This window comes from Allobosea sp. GW821-FHT03A12 (assembly GCF_058986765.1).
This window is the reverse complement of sequence record NZ_JBYSVZ010000006.1, coordinates 430,053-445,488: the sequence shown is the minus strand read 5'-3', so window position 1 is coordinate 445,488 and position 15,436 is coordinate 430,053. Positions and strand designations below refer to the sequence as shown.

15 protein-coding genes are annotated in these 15,436 nt (G+C 67.8%); 14 read left to right on the top strand and 1 reads right to left on the bottom strand.

Going from position 1 to position 15,436, the window contains the following annotated elements:
* Positions 1–50 precede the first annotated feature (50 nt).
* From AC3WLC_RS24510 to AC3WLC_RS24485, 6 genes are all read left to right on the top strand, one after another.
* Positions 51–398 carry an ArsR/SmtB family transcription factor gene (locus AC3WLC_RS24510; RefSeq protein ID WP_493686515.1) on the top strand — a complete coding sequence of 116 codons (348 nt, stop codon included), beginning with the start codon at positions 51–53 and terminating at the stop codon, positions 396–398.
* The gene (locus AC3WLC_RS24505) at positions 395–868 is read left to right on the top strand and encodes an SRPBCC family protein (protein ID WP_493686514.1); all 474 of its coding nucleotides are present in this window, start codon (positions 395–397) and stop codon (positions 866–868) included. Before AC3WLC_RS24510 ends, AC3WLC_RS24505 begins: the two co-directional genes overlap by 4 nt.
* A gap of 60 nt (positions 869–928) precedes the next feature.
* Complete coding sequence (locus AC3WLC_RS24500) at positions 929–1,597, top strand: glutathione S-transferase family protein (RefSeq protein ID WP_493686513.1); 669 nt, start codon at positions 929–931, stop codon at positions 1,595–1,597.
* A 46-nt stretch (positions 1,598–1,643) separates the two neighbouring features.
* The gene (locus tag AC3WLC_RS24495) at positions 1,644–2,120 is read left to right on the top strand and encodes an SRPBCC family protein (protein WP_493686512.1); all 477 of its coding nucleotides are present in this window, start codon (positions 1,644–1,646) and stop codon (positions 2,118–2,120) included.
* A gap of 143 nt (positions 2,121–2,263) precedes the next feature.
* The gene (locus tag AC3WLC_RS24490; protein WP_493686511.1) at positions 2,264–4,057 is read left to right on the top strand and encodes an ABC transporter ATP-binding protein/permease; all 1,794 of its coding nucleotides are present in this window, start codon (positions 2,264–2,266) and stop codon (positions 4,055–4,057) included.
* A gap of 64 nt (positions 4,058–4,121) precedes the next feature.
* Positions 4,122–4,685: a hypothetical protein gene (locus AC3WLC_RS24485; RefSeq protein WP_201303009.1), complete on the top strand. Its 564-nt coding sequence runs from the start codon at positions 4,122–4,124 to the stop codon at positions 4,683–4,685.
* Here AC3WLC_RS24485 and AC3WLC_RS24480 read toward each other — a convergent pair whose 3' ends face one another.
* A complete protein-coding gene (locus tag AC3WLC_RS24480; RefSeq protein WP_493686510.1) occupies positions 4,686–5,594 on the bottom strand; it encodes a LysR family transcriptional regulator in 909 nt (302 codons plus the stop codon). It abuts the gene before it with no gap.
* 138 nt (positions 5,595–5,732) lie between these two features.
* Between AC3WLC_RS24480 and AC3WLC_RS24475 the strand changes: the two genes are divergently transcribed.
* The 8 genes from AC3WLC_RS24475 to pstA all read left to right on the top strand — a co-directional run bounded on the left by AC3WLC_RS24475 (position 5,733) and on the right by pstA (position 15,424).
* Positions 5,733–6,923 (top strand): MFS transporter, encoded by a 1,191-nt coding sequence (locus tag AC3WLC_RS24475; protein ID WP_493686651.1) that lies wholly within the window; start codon positions 5,733–5,735, stop codon positions 6,921–6,923.
* 333 nt (positions 6,924–7,256) lie between these two features.
* Positions 7,257–8,780, top strand: coding sequence for an ABC-F family ATP-binding cassette domain-containing protein (locus AC3WLC_RS24470; protein WP_493686509.1), 1,524 nt, complete (start codon positions 7,257–7,259; stop codon positions 8,778–8,780).
* A gap of 219 nt (positions 8,781–8,999) precedes the next feature.
* Positions 9,000–9,947: a lysylphosphatidylglycerol synthase domain-containing protein gene (locus AC3WLC_RS24465; RefSeq protein WP_493686508.1), complete on the top strand. Its 948-nt coding sequence runs from the start codon at positions 9,000–9,002 to the stop codon at positions 9,945–9,947.
* Between the two features lie 112 nt (positions 9,948–10,059).
* The gene (locus AC3WLC_RS24460) at positions 10,060–11,166 is read left to right on the top strand and encodes a helix-turn-helix transcriptional regulator (RefSeq protein ID WP_493686507.1); all 1,107 of its coding nucleotides are present in this window, start codon (positions 10,060–10,062) and stop codon (positions 11,164–11,166) included.
* An 85-nt stretch (positions 11,167–11,251) separates the two neighbouring features.
* Positions 11,252–12,304 (top strand): ATP-binding protein, encoded by a 1,053-nt coding sequence (locus tag AC3WLC_RS24455; protein WP_493686506.1) that lies wholly within the window; start codon positions 11,252–11,254, stop codon positions 12,302–12,304.
* Positions 12,305–12,412: 108 nt separating this feature from the next.
* Positions 12,413–13,438 carry a phosphate ABC transporter substrate-binding protein PstS gene (pstS, locus tag AC3WLC_RS24450; RefSeq protein ID WP_493686505.1) on the top strand — a complete coding sequence of 342 codons (1,026 nt, stop codon included), beginning with the start codon at positions 12,413–12,415 and terminating at the stop codon, positions 13,436–13,438.
* A 112-nt stretch (positions 13,439–13,550) separates the two neighbouring features.
* Positions 13,551–14,519, top strand: coding sequence for a phosphate ABC transporter permease subunit PstC (gene pstC, locus AC3WLC_RS24445; RefSeq protein WP_493686504.1), 969 nt, complete (start codon positions 13,551–13,553; stop codon positions 14,517–14,519).
* A 14-nt stretch (positions 14,520–14,533) separates the two neighbouring features.
* Positions 14,534–15,424 carry a phosphate ABC transporter permease PstA gene (pstA, locus tag AC3WLC_RS24440; RefSeq protein ID WP_493686503.1) on the top strand — a complete coding sequence of 297 codons (891 nt, stop codon included), beginning with the start codon at positions 14,534–14,536 and terminating at the stop codon, positions 15,422–15,424.
* The last annotated feature ends 12 nt before the right edge of the window (positions 15,425–15,436 follow it).

The following is a 15,436-nucleotide window of genomic DNA, read 5'->3' as shown; positions in this document are numbered from 1 at the left end:
TCTCTAAAGTTTCTGCTGGACAGGACGCAGGTACCGCGATACTTAAGCTTATGCTTCACCAACCGGATCAGCTCGATCTCATGTTCCAGGCGCTGGCGGATCCGAACCGCCGGCAGATGGTGCAACGGCTCTGCGAGGGGCGGGCGAGCGTGAGCGAGCTGGCCCAGCCGCTGCAGATGACGCTGTCGGCGGTGGTGCAGCATCTCGCCGTTCTCGAGGGAGCAGGGCTGGTGCGTACGCAGAAGATCGGGCGGGTCCGCACCTGCCAGCTCGACACGCAGGCGCTGCGGGCGGCGGAGCGCTGGATCAGCGAAAGGCGCGCCCTCTGGGAGCGACGCTTCGACCGGCTCGGCGCCTTCCTCGCCGAGCAGGATCTGAAGGAAGGGGACGGACCATGAGCGAACGGAGCGCCATCCACGCCGATTTCACCATCGAGCGGCGCTATCCGGCGAGCCCGGCCCGCGTCTTTGCCGCCTTTGCCGATCCGGTCGCCAAACGGCGCTGGTCGACCTGCCATGACGAGGGCGGGCTCGGCGAATACAGCCTCGATTTCCGCGAAGGCGGCTTCGAGACGATGCGCGGTGCGCCCGGACCGGGCAGCGTCTATGCGATGCGGGCGATCTATCATGAGATCGTGCCGCGTGAGCGCCTCGTCTACTCCTACGAGATGTTCCGCGACGATCTGCGCATCTCGGTCTCGCTGGTGACGCTGGAATTCCGCGGCGAAGGCGCCGGCACCCGCCTCGCCTTCACCGAGCAGTCCGTCTTCCTCGACGGCCATGACAGCCCGCAAATGCGCGAGCAGGGCACCGGCATCGGCTTCGACCGGCTCGCGGCGGAATTGGCGCGGGAAACCACGCCCGCCTGACCATTCCGATCAATTCAGACCTTTCAACCCGCGCCGATCCGGCCGCAGGAAGGACCTGTCATGTCTTTGACGTTCTATTTCCATCCACTGTCATGCTACTGCCAGAAGGTGCTGGTGGCGCTCTATGAGAACGGCACGCCATTCACGCCGAAGCTGGTCAATCTCGGCGATCCCGGCGAGCGCGCCGAGTTCCTCGCGCTCTGGCCGATCGGCAAATTCCCGCTGCTGCAAGACGACGCACATCTGGTACCCGAAAGCAGCGTCATCATCGAATATCTCGCTCTGCATCATGCCGGCCCGCAGGCGCTGCTGCCGGAGAATCCGGTTGCCGCGCTCGATGTCCGCCGGCTCGACCGCTTCTTCGATCTCTATGTCACCACCCCGATGCAGAAGATCGTGCTCGACCGTATCCGCCCTGCGGAGAGCAAGGACCCGCCCGGCGTCGAGGAGGCCAGACAGATGCTGAAGCGCGCCTATGGCGTGCTCGAAGCCGAGTTCGACGGCCGGACCTGGGCGACGGGCGAAAGCTTCAGCATGGCCGACTGCTCGGCCGCGCCGGCCCTGTTCTATGCCGAGCGCTGCGTCTCGTTCCAGAGCGGCTATCCGCGCCTTGCCGCCTATTTCGAGCGCCTGCGGACAAGGCCGTCCTTCGCCCGTGTGCTGGCCGAAGCCGAGCCCTTTTTCCAGTTCTTCCCGCGCAATCCCGGCGATGCCGAGCTTTTCCGCTAGCCCGACCCGCTTCGACCCTCACCACCACTCAAAGGAAACAACAACCATGACCGCCAATCCCGTCATCCATGCCAGCTTCACCATCGAGCGCAGCTATGCCGCATCCCCGGCCCGCGTCTTCGCCGCCTTTTCCGACCCCGCCCAGAAGCGCCGCTGGTTCGCCGAGGGCGAGGGCTGGGAGGTCGAGCAGTTCGACGTCGATTTCCGCGTCGGCGGCCATGAACGCAGCCGCTTCCGCTTCCAGGGCGGTCCGCCGATCACCAATGACAGCGTCTATCAGGTGATCCAGCCGAACGAGCGCATCATCCTCGCCTACACCATGACCGTCGACGGCGCGCCGATCTCGGGTTCGCTGCTGACCATGGAGTTCGTTCCAGAGGGCACCGGCACCCGGTTCGTCTTCACCGAGCAGGGCGCCTATCTCGACGGCAAGGATGCTCCCATCCAGCGCGAGGAGGGCTCGCGGGAGCTCATGGAGGCGCTGGCGAAACTGCTCGGCGAGCCGGCGAACGCGGCGGCGTGAGGCGACGCAGGCTGAATGGAGCGCGAGCTCCATTCAGCCACAGTTCATCCCCGGCCGGCTAACCGGCATGCTGGCGGCATCTGAACCGGGAAAACCCGGCTGGTGCCGCTTCCGATGTCGCGATCCGGGGGGATCACTCGACTGTGCTGAAGGCCGTCGATCCGAACACCGTGCCTGCCGGCCCGCCATCCGACTGGCAGGTCACAAAAAGCTTCGCCCGTCTCACCGGCGGCTTCTGGCGCGGCGGTACCGCCGGGCGGGCCTGGCTCTGGTCGCTGACGCTGGCGAGCGCGATCATCCTCTCCGTCTTCGCCAATGTCACCGTCAACCGCTGGAACGGCTGGTTCTTCGACGCGCTCGAGAAGAAGGACGGCGAGAGCGCGCTGATCGCCATGGCGGTCTTCCCGGTGCTGGTGCTGATCGCAGCCGGCCTCGGCGTCATCATCCTGATCTCGCGCGAGACCTTCCAGGTCCATTGGCGCGCATATGTCACCGGAAAGCTCGCCGATGGCTGGATCGGCGAGCGCCGCTTCTATCGCCTCGGTCTCTCCGGCTACGAGCCGGCCAATCCGGAATATCGCATTGCCGACGATGTCCGCTGGGCGACCGAGCCGGTGGTCGACTTCGCCATTGGCCTGCTCTCGGCGGTGATCACCGCGATTACCTTCATCGGCATTCTCTGGTCGATCGGCGGCTCGCTCAGCGTCGAGATCCGCGGCGTTCCCTTCGAAATCCCCGCCTATATGGTCCTGGCGGCGATCATCTATGCCGTGCTGGTCTCCGGCCTGATCACCTGGGTCGGGCGGCCGCTGCCGCGCCTGATCGCCGCCCGCAACGAGGGCGAGGCGCGCCTGCGCTTCTCGCTGATGCGCATCCGCGACCATGGCGAGACGATCGCGCTCTCGCGGGCTGAGACCGGCGAGCGCCGCGCCGTCGCCGCGACCTATGACACGCTGGTCACGCGCTGGCTCGCCATGATCCGTCAGCGCGGCCGTTTGACCTGGATCACCAATGGCAGCGGCGCGCTGGTGCCAGTGGTGCCGCTTTTGCTGGCGGCGCCGAAATATCTTTCCGGCGAGATGTCGCTGGGCGACGTCGTCCAGGTCGCCGCCGCCTTCGTCGCCGTGCAGAATGCATTCAACTGGGTGCTCGACAACTTCATGCGCATCGCCGAATGGCTTGCCTCGGCGCGGCGTGTCGATGAACTTGCCATCGCGCTTCATGCGATCGAGGCCGGCGCGGCCGAGAGCGATATCGCGGTCCTGACCAGCGACGATGGCGGCCTGCGGCTCGACGAGCTCACTCTCACGGATCGCGATGGCCGCACGCTCCTCGCCGACTTCTCGACCGTCCTGCCCGCTGGCGCGACACTGCACGTTGCCGGCGAGCTCGGCCATGGCAAGGCTGCCCTGATCCAGGCCGTTGCCGGCCTCTGGCCCTGGGGACGTGGCGCCGTCGCCCTGCCGGACGAGGCGCGCATCGCCGTGCTGCCGCAGCACCTGCATCTGTCGGAAGGCAGCCTGCGCGCCGCTCTCGACCCGATCGGCGGCCACGGCGCGGCGCAGGCGGAGGCGACCTTGCGGCACTACGGTCTCTCAGGCCTCGTGCCGCAGCTGGACCTCTCGCGCGACTGGGACAAGGCGCTGACCACCGGCGATCGCCAGCGTCTCGCTCTGGCGCGGGCCGAACTCGCGGCCCCCGACATCCTCTTGCTCGACGAAGCGACGAGCGGGCTCGAGACTGAGGCGGCGCTCGACCTGCTCTCGCGGCTGAGAGCGGCGCGGCCGGATGCGGTGATGCTGCTGATCGGCCAGAGCCCCGGCTTCACTGAAGCCGCCGATCATCATCTCACCATGCGCCGTGCCGGCGGCGTCGCCCGCATCGCCTCGTCGGACATGCCGCGCCCGGTCACGCTGGCCGAGGCTGGCGGCGGCTGATGTTCAAACCGATCCACTCATCCGCGCCGGCCAGGCCGGCGCCTTCCGAAATGGAGTCAAACGCATGCTGAACATCTGGGACGTCTATTGGGGCCTGCGGGTCGAGCAGTGCCCCTGCGACGTGCATTTCGTCGAATGGCTGGAAGAGCAGGGCTTGACCGGTAAGCGCATCTATCATTTCGGCACCGGCGGCCATCACTATGTCGGCATCCGCTGCGCCGAGCCCGAGCTGGACTGCACCGTGCTCGGGATCACCGCCTCGCCCAAGGAATACGAGGCCTTCGTCAAGCTGGCGATCGACAATCCGACAATCACCAAGACCTATTCAGCCTATTTCGGCGACATCTACACCAGCAACGCCCGACTGTTGCCGCGCTTCGACATCGTCACACTGTTCCACTCCTGCGAGTTCCGCAGCGAGAAGAACGACGCCTATGGCGCGCTGACCGATTTGGAGGTGATGCAGCTCTTCACCGACCAGACCGATGCCGGCGGCTACATCCTGTTCTACACCGGCTCCTTCGCCTATGAGAGTGCCAAGCCGATCATCGCGGACTGGGCGAAGTCGCGGCAAGTCGAGGAGATCGGCGAGTTCAAGACGCTGCGCGTCTTCCGCAAGACTGCCTGATCAGGCGAGAAGGCCGAGCCCTGGGCGCAGCCCGTCGAGCAGCGCCTGCCGGAACAGGGCGATCGGCTGCGCCAGTCGTCCTGCGGGCGGGCGGTGCAGCAGCCAGGAACGCACGCGCGGCCGGAAATCGGGCGCGTCGATGATCTCGACCGCGTCGCGCCATGGGCTGTTCTGGAAAGCCGCCGGCGTGACGATGCCGATGCCGTGGCCGCGCGCGACCAGCGACAGGCGCAGATCGGCGCTGAGTGCCTCGACCCCGACCTGGAAGTGGAGATGCGCCGCCTCGAATTGCTGGCGGATGAAGGCGCGAAAGCCGCAGCCATTGGCGTTCATCACCCAAGGATAGCCGGCCAGCATGGCGAGATCGGCTGGCCGCGGTACCTTTAGGGATGGCGCCGCGACCAGCAGCACCTCCTGCGGGCCGAGATCGTCGCAGGCGAGGCCATCCGGCGGGGCGAGCCCGTCGGCGAGGCAGAGCGCGGTCGCGTCGAGCTCGTTGCGCAGGGTCTGTTCGAGCAGCTGCGGCGACCAGCCCATGGTGATGCGTAAGGTCAGCTCCGGAAAGGTCGCGCGCAGCCGGTCGAGCGGCACCGCCAGCGCGGCCTCCGACAGATAGGGCATGATCCCGAGCCGGAACTCGCCGCGGATCTCGCCATCCGGCGCGACGCCCGCTTTCAGGTCCGCGACCGAGCGCAGCACGCGCAGGCCCTGCTCATAGGCCTCGCGCCCGGCATTGGTCGGCCGCAGCGGCTTGGATTGCCGGTCGAGCAGCACCGCGCCGAGGCCGTCTTCGAGGTTCTGGATGCGCCGGGTGACGCCGGGCTGCGTCAGGTTGAGCCTGGCCGAGGCGCCGATGATCGAGCCGGTCTCGACCACGGCGACATAGGCCTCCAGATCGCGCAGGTTCATAGCAAGCTCGCATAATCATTATAGTGACAATCGATTTGTAGCATAATGCTCAAAGGGAATAAAGTTTTCCGACAATATGCGTGTCAATATGTCGGAGCTGTCACCGTGTCCGCCCAAGATCAGGCTCTCTGCCAATCCCTGCCGAAGGCGCCCGAGGAGCACGGGCTATCGGCTGCGCTCATCTTGCTGTTCGCCATCGCGGTCGGCGTCATCGTCACCAACCTGTTCGCACCGCAGACGCTGGTCGGGGCGATCGGCGCGAGCTTCGGTCTGCCGGAGGTGGCGAGCGGCCTCGTCGCGATGGCGCCGTTGCTGGGCTATGCGGTCGGCCTCATCCTGCTGGTGCCGCTGGCAGATCTCGTCGAGAACCGCGTGCTGATCCTGCGCATGCTGGTTTGCGCGATCTTTGCCGCCGCGCTGGCCGCGGTCGCGCCAAGTCTGCCGGCGTTGCTCGTCCTGATGATCGCGCTCGGTGCAGCCTGCTCGGCCATTCAGATCCTGGTGCCGATCGCAGCCGCGATGGTGGCGCCAGCCAAGCGCGGCGCTGTGATCGGCGATGTGATGAGCGGCTTGATGGTCGGCATCCTGCTGGCGCGCCCGCTCGCCAGCCTCCTTGCCGATGCCTGGGGCTGGCGCGGCTTCTATGTCGTCAGCGCCGGCGCCATGGCACTGCTGGCCTTCGTCCTCGCCGGCAACCTGCCGCGCCGCTGGCCGGAAGCGCGAGTGAGCTATCCTGCTCTCATCACTTCGCTTTGGCATTTGTTGCGGCAGGAGCTGGTGCTGCGCCGGCGCGCGCTGTCGGCGGCGCTGGTGATGGCGAGCTTCAGCCTGATCTGGACGGTGGTCGCCCTGCGGCTGGTCCAGCCGCCCTTCCTGCTCGGCCAGCGCGGCATTGCCTTGTTCGCGCTGGTCGGAGCCGGTGGGGCATTGGCGACACCGTTCTTCGGGCGTTTTGGTGACCGTGGCTGGACCCGGCCTGCGACCCTGACGAGCCATCTCCTGCTGCTCGGAGCGTTGGCGCTGCTGGGCTGGGCCGGAACGAGCGAGCATCTCGCAATGCCGGTTGCCCTTGCCGGGCTCGGCCTCGGCGTCTTCCTGCTCGATATCGGCGTTACCGGCGACCAGACGCTCGGCCGTCGCGCAATTAACCTGCTGCAGCCGGAGGCGCGGGCCCGGCTGAACGGGCTGTTCGTCGGCATTTTCTTCCTCGGCGGCGCCCTAGGCTCGGCCCTGGCCGGCCTGAGCTGGGCCTGGGGCGGCTGGCTCGGCAGCTGTGGGGCTGCGGCCGTCTTCGGGCTGGCGGCGCTGTTCGTCGGCCGGCGTGCCTAATGCGCCGGCTTGTGCATCGCCGCGATTGGCGTTAGCTCTCGGCCATCGACCCACTCGAAACCAAGGAGGGCTGCGTGATCACGTTCTTTCGTCACCATCGTCAGCGCGGCCCCGTTCAGGCCCTGCAAGCCGGCTTGCAGGGCTGACCGCACAGGCGATCCTTTTTAGGTCTCTTCCAGGTCTGCCCTTCGTGAGGGCGTAGCGTCTTCGAGCCCGGAGCTCGGTCAGCTGCGCTCATCCTCTCATCGAGCCAGGCGTTCCGCATTCGTGGTGCTCGGGGCAAGGTCCCCGCCCGGATGATGGTGCGCGGCTCGGGCAGTTCCGAGACCACCCATGACCCTGATCACCCTGCGCAATCTCGGCGTCACGCTGGGCGCCCCGCTCTTTTCCGATCTTTCCTTCTCCCTCGTTGCCGGCGACCGCCTCGGCCTTGTCGCCGCCAATGGCCGCGGCAAGTCGACCTTGCTGCGCTGCCTCGTCGGCTCCCTTGAGCCGTCCGCCGGCGAGATCACCCGCTCGCGCGGCTTGCGCATCGGCCATGTCGAGCAGGATGCCCCGCCGCACTTGCTGGAGCAGCCCGTCGACCGACTGCTGCTCGACCAGTTGCCGGCCGACCAGCGCGAGAGCGAGCATTGGCGCGTCGAGGTCGCGCTCGATACGCTCGCTGTGCCCGCGGAATTGCGCCGCCGCCCGCTCGGGCAGTTGAGCGGCGGCTGGCAAAGGCTCGTCCTGCTCGCCCGCGCCGGCATCGCCGAGCCGGACCTGCTGCTGCTCGACGAGCCGACCAATCATCTCGATCTCGCCCGGATCGGCCTGCTGGAGAGCTGGCTCGCCGCCCTGCCGCGCGACATGGCGGTGATCCTGTCGAGCCATGACCGCGCCTTCCTCGACACGGCGACGAACCGGACGCTGTTCCTGCGCCAGGAGCGCTCGCAGTTGTTCGCGCTGCCCTACTCGCCAGCCCGCATCGCGCTCGACGAGACCGACGCGGCGACGGCGCGCCAGCACGAGCGCGACCTCAAGGCGGTCCAGCAGATGCGGCGGCAGGCGGCGAAGCTGAACAATCTCGGGATCAACTCCGGCAGCGATCTCCTGTTGAGCAAGACCAAGCAGCTCAAGCGCCGCGCCGACGAGCTCGAAGCGACAGCCCGCCCCGCCCATCGCGAACGCTCGGCCGGGGCGATCAGGCTCGCCAGCAGCGCGACCCATGTGCGGGCGCTGGTCGAGCTCGACGACGTCGCGGTCGAGACCCCGGACGGGCGGCCGCTGTTCAGGAGCGGCAAGCGCTGGATCAGCCCCGGCGACCGGATCGTGCTGCTCGGCCTGAACGGCGCCGGCAAGTCGCGCTTCATCGCCATGCTCCACGCCGCCATTCTCGGCGAGGGGCAGCCGGGCATCCGGGCGACGCCATCATTGGTCTTGGGCTATGCGAGCCAGAGCCTCGCCGAACTGCCCGATGCCGAGACGCCGCACGGCCTGATCAGCCGGCGCTTCGATGTCGGCGACCAGCCGGCCCGCGGCCTGCTCGCCGGTGCCGGCATCGTCATCGATCGCCAGACCGGGCCGATCGGCGCGCTCTCGGGCGGGCAGCGGGCAAGGCTCGCCATGCTGGCCTTGCGTCTCGCCCGGCCGAATTTCTATCTGCTGGACGAGCCGACCAACCATCTCGACATCGAGGGGCAGGAGGCGCTGGAGGCCGAGCTCACCGCCGGTGAGACCAGCTGCCTGCTGGTCTCGCATGACCGCAGCTTCGTCCGGGCGGTCGGCAACCGCTTCTGGCGGATCGAGAAGCGGAAGCTGGTCGAGGTCGACGATCCCGAAGCCTTCTTCCGGGCGGCGATGGAGGCGGCGGGCTGACCGCCACTGTCACGATCGTCGCCATGAGGCCGGCGCGTCCTGCGCCGGCCTCATGGCGCGCATTCGCCGCGCTGTCCCGTCTTGTGCATCGCGGCGAAGGCGCTATCTCTCGGGTCCGGCCGTCAGGCCAGCCGCCAGCAACCCGCCTTGCCTGCCGCAGCCGCGTGCGGGCGCAACCCGACAAGAGCATCGATGTCCTTCGGCCCGCACGAGCCAGGAATGCCGCTGCGCAAGCGCAGCCGCTGGTGGTGGCTCGGTCCGCTCGCCTCTTCGGTGATCTTCATCGCCTCGCTGGTGGTGCTCTACTACATCGTGCGTGAGATCGAGCCTGGCGAGCTCGCCCGAGCCTTCGCCAATGCCAGCCAGCGCCAGCTCCTGCTCGCGCTCGGCTTCACGGCGCTGAGCTATCTGCTGCTCACCGGCTATGATGCGCTGGCGCTGCGCCGGCTCGGCCTGTCGATCCCCTATCGGACCACGGCGCTCGCTTCCTTCACCAGCTATTCCGTCGCCTTCACGCTGGGCTTCCCGATCGTGACCGGCGGCACGGTGCGCTATTGGGTCTATGCGGCCAAGGGCGTGCGCGCCTCGGAAGTCGCGAGCCTCACCGTCATCGCCGGCCTGACCTTCTGGCTGGGGCTCGGCATGATCCTCTGCGCCAGCCTGTTCTATGCGACCGACTCGGTCGCAGTGCTGGCGCGCACCTCGCCGCTGGTGATCCAGGCGGTCGGTGCTGCCGTGGCGATCGGCACGGCCGGCTATCTCTTCTGGGTCGCGACGGGCGAGCGGACCTTGCGGGTCAGCGGCTGGAACCTACCGCTGCCGGGCCTCGGCGTCACGCTGGCGCAGATGCTGCTCGGCGCTGCCGAAGTCTGTGCCGCTGCCGCCGTGCTCTATGTGCTGCTGCCGGGCGGCCACAACCTGCCCTATGAGAGCTTCCTGGCGGCCTATATCTTCGCCTGCCTGGTCGGCATCGCCAGCCACGCGCCGGGCGGGCTCGGCGTCTTCGAGGCGACGATGCTGATCGCGCTGAGCCGGCTGCCCTTCGAGCAGGTGCTCGGCGCGCTGCTGCTCTTCCGCATCATCTATTACATCCTGCCCTTCATTCTGGCGCTGGTGCTGCTGGCGTTGAACGAGATGATCCGCCGTATCCGGCGGCACGAGATCTGAGGCGCCGCCCTACGGACCCATCGGGTGAGCGCGCCTTGACGCGGACGCCGGCCGACGCCACCTCGTTCATGCCGGGTATTGTCGAGGACGCTGCCGGCTTACGGGAAGAGCAGTGGACGCGACGAGCCTCATCGACGAAATCTACGAGGCCGCCGTCGTGCCGGAGCGATGGGCTGATGTGCTCGACCGGCTGGCGGCGAAGGCCGGCGGTGTCGGCACGATCCTGTTCGCGGCCTCGCCGAACCGGTTCCAGTGGACCTCCTCACAGGCCATCCAGGCTGTCACGGCCGAATGGGTCGCCTCGCCTTTCGTCGCGGACAATCTGCGGGGCAAGCGCCTGGTTCCGCTCTACGAACCGCGTTTCCTGACCGATCTCGACGCGATCGCGCCCGAAGAGCTGGAGCAGGATCCGTTCTATCGCGATTTCCTGCGGCCGCGCGGCTGGGGTTGGTGCGTCGGCACCTCGATCCGCTCGACCAGCGGCGACAGCATCGTCTTCTCGATCGAGCGCCTCTATGCCGACGGCCCGGTTCCGCGCGAGACGGCCGCGGCGCTCGACCAGTTCCGCCCTCATCTGGCGCGGGCTTCGATCATCGCGGCGCGCCTCGGCCTCGAACGGGCGCGCGCCAGCGTCGCGGCACTGGAGCTGATCGGCTTGCCGGCGGCGATCATCACCGGCCGCCACAGCGTGCTGGCGGCCAATGAGCTGATCACCGCCTGCGGAGCGTTCGAGATCGGCGCCTTCGACCGCGTGCGTCTCTCCGATCCCATGGCGAACGAGCGCCTGCAGCTGCATCTCGACGTGGCCGGGGATGCCGGCCTGTCGTTCCCGATCCGGGCGACCGGCGGAAGGCCCGCTTTCGTCGCGCATTTGGTCCCGCTCAGGCGGGCCGGGCTCGACGTCTTCTCCGGCGCGGCCCAGCTGTTCTACCTGACCGAGGTCGGGCGCGGCGCGGCGCCGTCCGCCGCCATCCTCGAAGCCCTGTTCGACCTCAGCCCCGCGGAAGCCAAGGTCACGCGGCTGCTCCTGTCGGGCGGCACGGTCGCCGGCATCGCCAGCAGCCACAAGATCCAGCCCGAAACCGTGCGGGGCCAGCTCAAATCCGTCTTCGCGAAGACGGGTGTGCGCCGCCAGGCCGAGCTGATCCAGCTCCTCGGTGGCATCCAGGCTCCCGGTGCGCCGGGCTTCGACCTGTCGGGGTCGATCGCAGGCGAATAGCAGTTGGTCGTGCGCGGGGAATTGCGCTGCACCACCGCTCCGGCATAAGACGCCTCGCCGCAGGCCACGCAAGGGCAGGAGCCGCATGCACGCTTTGGTCGACCCAAAGGCGCCGGTCACGGCGGCGCTGATCGAGGCCATCGGCGTTCCCGCCGTGCTGCTCGACCCGCAGGGCGTGATCCAGGCGCTGAGCCCGACCGCGCCGGCGCTGGTCACGGCGCTCGCCAAGGGCAAGCCGCTCGCTTTGGTGATGCGCGATCCCGATCTGATCGATGCGATCGAGCAGGTCTCGCGTCATGGCGGCCGCCGCGCCGTCGAATTGATCGAGCGCGTCCCGGTCGAGCGCACCTTCCGCATCCATATCGCCGCGCTCGCCGGCAGCGGCTGGCGCCGGGCCGTGCTCCTCACCTTCGAGGACCTCAGCGAGCAGCGCATGACCGAGCGCATGCGCGTCGATTTCGTCGCCAATGCCAGCCACGAACTGCGCACGCCGCTCGCCTCCGTGCTCGGCTTCGTCGAGACCCTGCAGGGGCCGGCGCGCAACGATGCCGTGGCGCGCGACCGCTTCCTGGCGATCATGCGCGAGCAGGGCCTGCGCATGGCCCGCCTCGTCGACGACCTGCTCTCGCTGTCGCGCATCGAACTGCGCGCCCATCTCGCGCCGGAGACGCCGGTCGACCTCGCCAGCATCGCCCGCGAGATCCTGGATTCGCTCGTGCTGATGGCGCGCGAGCGCGAGGTGACGCTGAAGCTCGACGTGCCCAAGCAGCCCGTCACCGTCGCCGGCGACCGCGACGAATTGCTGCGGCTGATGGAAAACCTGGTCGAGAACGCGATCAAATACGGCCAGCGCGGCGGCGAGGTCGGCATCATCGTCGCGATAACGGGCGAGGAGGCCAGCCTCAGCGTGCGCGACGACGGTCCCGGCATCGCGCCGGAGCACCTGCCGCGCCTGACCGAGCGCTTCTACCGCGTCGACACCGCCGCGAGCCGCGAGGCCGGTGGCACCGGCCTCGGCCTTGCGATCGTCAAGCATATCGTCCTGCGCCATCGCGGCCGCCTGACCATCGAGAGCGTGGTCGGCCAGGGGGCCACCTTCCGGGCGATCCTGCCGCGCTTGCCCGAGCCGAGCCGTTAACGATTTGTGACGAGGCCCGGCGCGCTTTCATGACTATGTGTCATGCAGCTGTCATATAGCCGGTGTTCTAGCAGGGCCGCTGCACTTGCGATCCAGAGAGGACATCTGATGCGCAAACTTCTCATTCTCACGGCCGCTGCCATCGGCCTGACGGGCGCTGCCCAGGCTGCCGACATCACCGGCGCCGGCGCGACCTTCCCCTTCCCGATCTATTCGAAGTGGGCCGAGGCCTACAAGAAGGAGAGCGGCGTCGGCCTGAACTACCAGTCGATCGGCTCGGGTGGCGGCATCCGCCAGATCAAGGCGAAGACCGTCGCCTTCGGCGCCACCGACGCCCCGCTCAAGGGCGAGGAGCTGACCAAGGACGGCCTGATCCAGTTCCCGACCGTGATGGGCGGCGTCGTCCCCGCGATCAACATCGCCGGCGTCGAGCCCGGCAAGCTCAAGCTCTCGGGCGAGCTGATCGCCGAGATCTATCTCGGCAACATCAAGAAGTGGAACGACCCGAAGATCGTTGCGCTGAACGCCGATCTGAAGCTGCCCGACGCCAACATCAACCCGGTCTACCGTTCGGACGGCTCGGGCACGACCTTCGTCTTCACCGACTACCTCTCCAAGGTCTCGGCCGATTGGAAGTCGAAGATCGGCACCAACACCGCCGTGCAGTGGCCGGTCGGGATCGGCGGCAAGGGCAATGAGGGCGTCTCGGCCTCGGTCAAGCAGGTCGCCAACTCGATCGGCTACGTTGAATACGCCTACGCCAAGCAGAACAAGCTGGCCCACGCCCTCGTCAAGAACGCCGACGGCAACTTCCCGGCTCCGGACGACAAGGCCTTCCAGGCCGCTGCCGCCAACGCCAACTGGAACGAGGCTCCCGGCTTCGGCATCTCGCTGAACAACCAGAAGGGCGCCCAGGCCTGGCCGATCACCTCCGCCACCTTCCTGCTCGTGCACGCCAAGCCCGAGAAGCCGGAAGAGGTGCAGGCCGCGCTGAAGTTCGTCGACTGGGCCTATAAGAGCGGCGACCAGCTCGCCCTCGACCTCGACTACGTGCCGCTCCCGGCGAACGTCAAGGATCAGGTCCGCAACGCCTGGAAGGGCGTCACCGACCCGGCGGGCAAGCCGATCTTCTGATCGCTCCCGCGTGACGATACGGGGCGGGGGCCGGACAACGGCCCCCGCTTCCGCGACGACCAGAGCCTCGTTTCGCCCCGATAGTCGCCTTTCGAGACCGGAGTAACCACGGATGTCTGCCGTGACCGATCAGTTCGCCGTGCCGAGTGCGCCGGTGCGCAAGACCCCGATGGGGACCTTCGATCTCATCTTCCGCAATGCCAGCTTCCTGGCGGCGCTGTTCGTGCTGGTGCTGCTCGCCGGCATCATGCTCTCGATGGTCATCGGCGGCTGGCCGGCCTTCCGCGAATTCGGCCTCGGCTTCCTGACCTCCAGCGTCTGGGACACCCAGAACGAGCAATACGGCGCCTGGCCCGCCATCGTCGGCACCCTCTCGACCGCGCTGATCGCGCTCGTCGTCGGCGTCCCGCTCTCGCTGGGGATCGCCGTCTTCCTGACCCAGCTCGCGCCGCCCTGGTTCAAGCAGCCGGTCTCGACCGCGATCGAGCTGCTCGCCGCCGTGCCCTCGATCATCTATGGCATGTGGGGTCTGTTCGTCTTCGCGCCGCTGTTTGCCGCCTATGTCCAGATCCCGCTCTCGAACATCGTCGAGGGCATGCCGATCATCGGCACTGTCCTCTATTCGCGCTCGCCTTCGGGCCTGGGCATCCTGACCGCCGGGATCATCCTGGCCTTCATGATCATCCCCTTCATCGCCTCGATCACGCGCGACATGCTCGACCAGATCCCCTCGGTGCTGCGCGAGAGCGCCTATGGCATCGGCGCCACGACCTGGGAGGTCGTGCGCCATGTCCTGGTGCCGCAGGCCGGCGTCTCGATCATCGGCGCGATCATGCTCGGCCTTGGCCGCGCCCTCGGCGAGACCATGGCGGTCACCTTCGTCGTCGGCAATGCCAACCGGCTCTCGGGCTCGATCATGGATCCGGGCTCGACCATCGCCTCGCGCATCGCCAACGAGTTCAACGAGGCGCTCGGCCTGCAGCTCAACTCGCTGATCGCGCTCGGCTGCATCCTGTTCTTCGTCACCTTCGTCGTCCTCGTCATCGCGCGCCTCCTGGTTGCGCGGGTGAAGCGCTACTGAGCGGAGCTGGACCCATGACCATGGCGACATCCACCAAGACCATGACCGCTCCGCATGTCGAATGGGGCCGGGTGCGCCCGGCGCGCCGCACGGCCGACCGGATGATGAAGATCATCGCGACGAGCTTCACCCTGATCGCGATCGTCGTGCTGTTCTGGATCCTCGGCATGCTGATCGTGAAGGGTCTGGGCGGGCTCTCCGCCGCGACTTTCACCCAGATCACGCCTGGGCCGGGCACCGAGGGCGGCGGCCTGGCCAACGCCATCGTCGGCTCGATCGTGCTGACCTTCCTCGGCATCGCCGTGGCGACGCCGATCGGCGTGCTCGCCGGCACCTATCTCGCCGAATACGGCAAGGCCTCCAAGCTCGCCGACCTCATCCGCTTCATCAACGACATCCTGCTCTCGGCGCCCTCGATCCTGATCGGCCTGTTCGTCTATGTGATCATGGTCGAGCCGTTCCGCGGCTATTCCGGCTGGGCCGGCGGCGTCGCTCTCGGCATCATCGCGATTCCCGTGATCGTGCGCACCACCGAGGACATGCTGCGCCTCGTCCCCGGTTCGCTGCGCGAGGCCGGGGCGGCCCTCGGCGCCCCGCCCTCGGTCGTCATCACCTCGGTGACCTGGCGTGCGGCGAAGTCGGGCATGGTCACCGGCATCCTGCTGGCCCTCGCCCGCATCGCCGGCGAGACCGCGCCGTTGATCTTCACCGCGCTCAACAACAATTTCTGGTTCTCGCCGAACCTGGTCGGCGGCGTCTCCAACCTGCCGGTGACGATCTACCAGTTCGCCTCAGCCCCTTACGAGAACTGGCAGCAGCTGGCCTGGGCGGGCTCGCTGATCATCACCGTCTCAATCCTCGTGCTTTCCATCATCGCCCGGCGCATCGTGCGCGGCGGCAAGTGATCAGCGTCCGAT